Source organism: Streptomyces silaceus (assembly GCF_001419745.1).
Classification (GTDB): domain Bacteria; phylum Actinomycetota; class Actinomycetes; order Streptomycetales; family Streptomycetaceae; genus Streptomyces; species Streptomyces silaceus.
Map to the genome: position 1 here is coordinate 1 of NZ_LIRJ01000586.1, position 4,341 is coordinate 4,341.

A 4,341-nucleotide genomic window follows, 5' to 3' on the forward strand; every position below is an offset into this window, starting at 1 on the left:
GTGGTGAGGGGCGTCCTGGGGGCCGTCAGGGGCTGTCCTGGCCCGCTATCCGGCCGAAGGACTGGTCGGGCGGGGGCGCGGAGCTCGGGGGTGTGATGTCCAGGCCGTAGTGGTGGTAGAGCTGGAGTTCCTGCTCGGGTGAGAGATGGCGGCCCACGCCGAAGTCAGGGGCATCCTTGATCAGGGAGCGGTCGAAGGGGATGCGCAGGGTGCCGTCGTCGACCAGTTCGCTCGGCTCCAGCGGGACGAACGCGTCGCGGCCGAACAGGCCGGTGCGGACGGCCGCCCACTCCGGGGTGCCGGTGGCATCGTCGAGATAGACCTCGTCGATCGTGCCGATCTTCGCCCCGTTCCGGTCGAAGGCCTTGCGGCCGATCAGGTTCCGCGGATCGATGTCGGTCTGCACGGGCCCTCCAGCTGGTCGAGGGGATTCAGATTTGGGCGTAACTCATCATTAATCGCTCGTACTCACTACGAAAGAGCACTTCGGGGCAGGTGGCCACTCGAAGGATCGGCCGTTGTCCTCGCTGGTAGGCTGGCGGCTGGCTGCTGACCCCGTGCGGGAGAGCTCTCCGGAAGTGACTTCCGGAGGCGCCGAAGGAGCAAATCCTCCCCGGAATCTCTCAGGCACCCGTACCGCACGGACGAGGTCACTCTGGAAAGCAGGGCGGGCGTCGGGCGGGCACGATCCGGACCCTTCCTCACCGACGGTGAAAGCAGATCTGTCGCTGGACTGGACGGGCCTGTGAAGCTCTCAGGTTGAGATGACAGAGGGGGAGGCCGTCCGGGTACCCGCGCCGTGGTACCCCTCGTAGGTCGCGCAGACCAGGAGGCCTCCGCAATGACTGCCACCAATCGCATCCCGCTCTCCGAGCTCGAGCAGGGCATCCCCTTCGAGCAGCGGCACATCGGGCCCGATGCGGAAGCGCGGGCCAAGATGCTCGCCCAGGTCGGGTACGGCTCGCTCGACGAGCTGACCGCCGCCGCGGTGCCGGATGTGATCAAGAACGCCGAGGCGCTGGCGCTGCCCGGCGCGCGCACCGAGGCCGAGGTGCTGGCCGAACTGCGCTCCCTCGCGGACCGGAACCAGGTCCTCGACTCCATGATCGGGCTTGGCTACTACGGCACCTTCACGCCGCCGGTCATCCTGCGGAACGTCATGGAGAACCCCTCCTGGTACACCGCCTACACGCCGTACCAGCCGGAGATCTCGCAGGGCCGTCTGGAGGCGCTGCTCAACTTCCAGACGATGGTCGCCGAGCTGACCGGCCTGCCCACCTCCGGGGCCTCCCTGCTCGACGAGGGCACCGCGGCAGCCGAGGCCATGGCGCTCTCGCGCCGCATGGGCAAGGTCAAGAACGGCGTGTTCGTCGTCGACGCCGACGCGCTGCCGCAGACCGTCGCCGTCATCCGGACCCGCGCCGAGCCGACCGGCGTCGAGGTCGTCGTCGCCGATCTGAGCGAGGGCATTCCCGCCGAGGTCGCCGAGCGCGGTGTCGTGGGCGTGCTGATCCAGTACCCGGGCGCCTCCGGTGCCGTACGCGACATCAAGCCGCTGATCGACCAGGCGCACGAGATCGGCGCCGTCGTCACCGTCGCCGCCGACCTGCTGGCCCTGACGCTGCTCACCTCGCCCGGTGAGCTCGGCGCCGACATCGCGGTCGGCACGACGCAGCGCTTCGGTGTGCCGATGGGCTTCGGCGGGCCGCACGCCGGATACATGGCGGTGCGCGAGAAGTTCGCGCGCAGCCTGCCGGGCCGGCTCGTCGGCGTCTCCGTCGACGCCGACGGCAACAAGGCCTACCGCCTCGCGCTGCAGACCCGTGAGCAGCACATCCGCCGCGAGAAGGCCACCAGCAACATCTGTACCGCCCAGGTGCTGCTCGCGGTCATGGCCGGGATGTACGCGGTCTACCACGGGCCCGAGGGGCTCAAGTCCATCGCGCGGCGCACGCACCGGTACGCGACGCTGCTCGCCGCCGGGCTCACGGCCGGGGGCGTCGAGGTCGTGCACGGCGCGTACTTCGACACGCTGACCGTGCGCGTTCCCGGCAAGGCCGAGGAGCTCGTCGCCGCCGCCCGCGAAGGCGGCGTGAACATCCACCAGATCGACGCCGACCACGTCTCCCTCGCCTGCGACGAGACGACCACCCGCAAGCAGCTGACCGCCGTGTGGGGTGCCTTCGGTGTCGAGGCCGACATCGAGGCGCTCGACGCCGAGGCCGCGGACACGCTGCCCGAGGGCCTGCTGCGCGGCGACGACTACCTCACGCACCCGGTCTTCCACGAGCACCGTTCCGAGACCGCGATGCTGCGCTACCTGCGCAAGCTGGCCGACCGCGACTACGCGCTCGACCGCGGCATGATCCCGCTGGGCTCCTGCACCATGAAGCTCAACGCGACCACCGAGATGGAGCCGGTCACCTGGCCCGAGTTCGGCCAGCTGCACCCCTTCGCGCCGGCCCAGCAGGCGCAGGGCTACCTCACGCTCATCCGTGAGCTGGAGGAGCGGCTCGCCGAGGTGACCGGGTACGACAAGGTCTCGCTGCAGCCCAACGCCGGTTCGCAGGGCGAGCTCGCCGGACTGCTCGCGGTGCGCGGCTACCACCGCGCCAACGGCGACGAGCAGCGCACCGTCTGCCTCATCCCGTCCTCCGCGCACGGCACGAACGCCGCGAGCGCCGTGATGGCCGGCATGAAGGTCGTCGTCGTGAAGACCGCCGACGACGGCGAGATCGACGTCGAGGACCTGCGTGCCAAGATCGAGAAGCACCGCGACGAGCTGTCCGTGCTGATGATCACCTACCCGTCGACGCACGGCGTCTTCGAGGAGCACGTCGCCGACATCTGCGCGTCGGTGCACGAGGCCGGCGGCCAGGTGTACGTCGACGGCGCCAACCTCAACGCGCTGGTGGGGCTCGCCAAGCCGGGGCACTTCGGCGGCGACGTCTCGCACCTGAACCTGCACAAGACCTTCTGCATCCCGCACGGCGGCGGCGGTCCGGGCGTCGGCCCGGTCGGTGTGCGCGAGCACCTCGCGCCCTACCTGCCCAACCACCCGCTCCAGCCGGCCGCGGGCCCCGAGACCGGCGTCGGCCCGATCTCCGCGGCGCCGTGGGGCTCCGCCGGGATCCTGCCGATCTCCTGGTCGTACGTGCGTCTCATGGGCGGCGAGGGCCTCAAGCGCGCCACCCAGGTCGCGGTGCTCTCCGCGAACTACATCGCCAAGCGCCTCGAGCCGCACTACCCGGTGCTCTACACCGGCCCCGGCGGCCTCGTCGCGCACGAGTGCATCATCGACCTGCGCCCGCTGAGCAAGACGACCGGTGTCAGCGTCGACGACATCGCCAAGCGCCTCATCGACTACGGCTTCCACGCGCCGACCATGTCGTTCCCGGTCGCGGGCACGCTGATGATCGAGCCGACGGAGAGCGAGGACCTCGGCGAGATCGACCGGTTCTGCGAGGCGATGATCGCGATCCGTGCGGAGATCGAGAAGGTCGGCTCCGGCGAGTGGGCCGCCGACGACAACCCGCTGCGGAACGCGCCGCACACCGCCGCCGCGCTGGGCGGTGAATGGAAGCACGGCTACACCCGCGAGGAGGCCGTCTTCCCGGCCGGCGTCTCCGCCTCGGACAAGTACTGGCCGCCGGTGCGCCGCATCGACCAGGCGCACGGCGACCGGAACCTGGTCTGCTCCTGCCCGCCGCTGGATGCGTACGAGGACTGAGGTCCCCGCCCGTCGACGCGGGCATGCGGTGGGGCCGGTTCGGAGATCTTCTCCGGGCCGGCCCCTCGTTGTTCGGTGGTGCGTATGTCGGCGACGCGCCGTGGCCGGCTGTGTGCCGGTGTCCGCGCTGTGCCGGTGTGCTCAGGCAGCTGTCATGACCTGGTCGGTGCCCAGCGGTCGGTGCGGGGCGATGATCTGGCCGTCCGGCAGCAGCTCACCGGTGTCCTCGAAGAGCAGGACGCCGTTGCACAGCAGGCTCCAGCCCTGCTCCGGGTGGCTCGCCATCAGGAAGGCGGCCTCCCGGTCGGCGGAGTCGGCTGTCGGGCACGGTGGTTGGTGCTGGCACATGGAAGGGTTCTTTCGCTGCGGTGAGATGGTGGTGACGTCTGTCCTGTGACTCGATGCGGTGTTCATAACCGCCCCCCGTTGTAGTCGGTCCGATCCCAGTGTTGCCCCACGAGCTGTCAATCCGCAGGGATTTTGCTGCAGCGGCTCCTCCTGCTTAATGACGTATCACCCGGCCGGACGGTTCAGCCCAACTTGCTTGTCTCTTCGGGTGGTTCGGGGTGGCCCAAGCGGGCTAGTCCACCTGGGGGGGGGCAGTACTGTGC

At 69.9% G+C, this 4,341-nt stretch carries 3 protein-coding genes and 1 riboswitch; of the genes, 1 reads left to right on the plus strand and 2 read right to left on the minus strand.

The features are described from left to right. Positions 1-25 precede the first annotated feature (25 nt). Positions 26-406 carry a PRC-barrel domain-containing protein gene (locus AOK22_RS37110; protein ID WP_055703064.1) on the minus strand — a complete coding sequence of 127 codons (381 nt, stop codon included), beginning with the start codon at positions 404-406 and terminating at the stop codon, positions 26-28. A 144-nt stretch (positions 407-550) separates the two neighbouring features. After that, positions 551-649, plus strand: a riboswitch (glycine riboswitch). Between the two features lie 192 nt (positions 650-841). On the opposite strand from AOK22_RS37110, the gene gcvP reads away from it, so the two are divergent. After that, positions 842-3,730: an aminomethyl-transferring glycine dehydrogenase gene (gene gcvP, locus AOK22_RS37115; RefSeq protein ID WP_055703065.1), complete on the plus strand. Its 2,889-nt coding sequence runs from the start codon at positions 842-844 to the stop codon at positions 3,728-3,730. Positions 3,731-3,871: 141 nt separating this feature from the next. Here gcvP and AOK22_RS37120 read toward each other — a convergent pair whose 3' ends face one another. Continuing rightward, on the minus strand, positions 3,872-4,078 hold the full coding sequence (locus tag AOK22_RS37120; protein WP_055703066.1) for a DUF5999 family protein: 207 nt from the start codon (positions 4,076-4,078) through the stop codon (positions 3,872-3,874). Between the last annotated feature and the right edge of the window lie 263 nt (positions 4,079-4,341).

Bases quoted from the DNA above. Each gene is read 5' to 3' on its own strand.
- AOK22_RS37120 (WP_055703066.1), bottom strand. From the start codon at position 4,078: ATGTGCCAGCACCAACCACCGTGCCCGACAGCCGACTCCGCCGACCGG.
- gcvP (WP_055703065.1), top strand. From the start codon at position 842: ATGACTGCCACCAATCGCATCCCGCTCTCCGAGCTCGAGCAGGGCATC.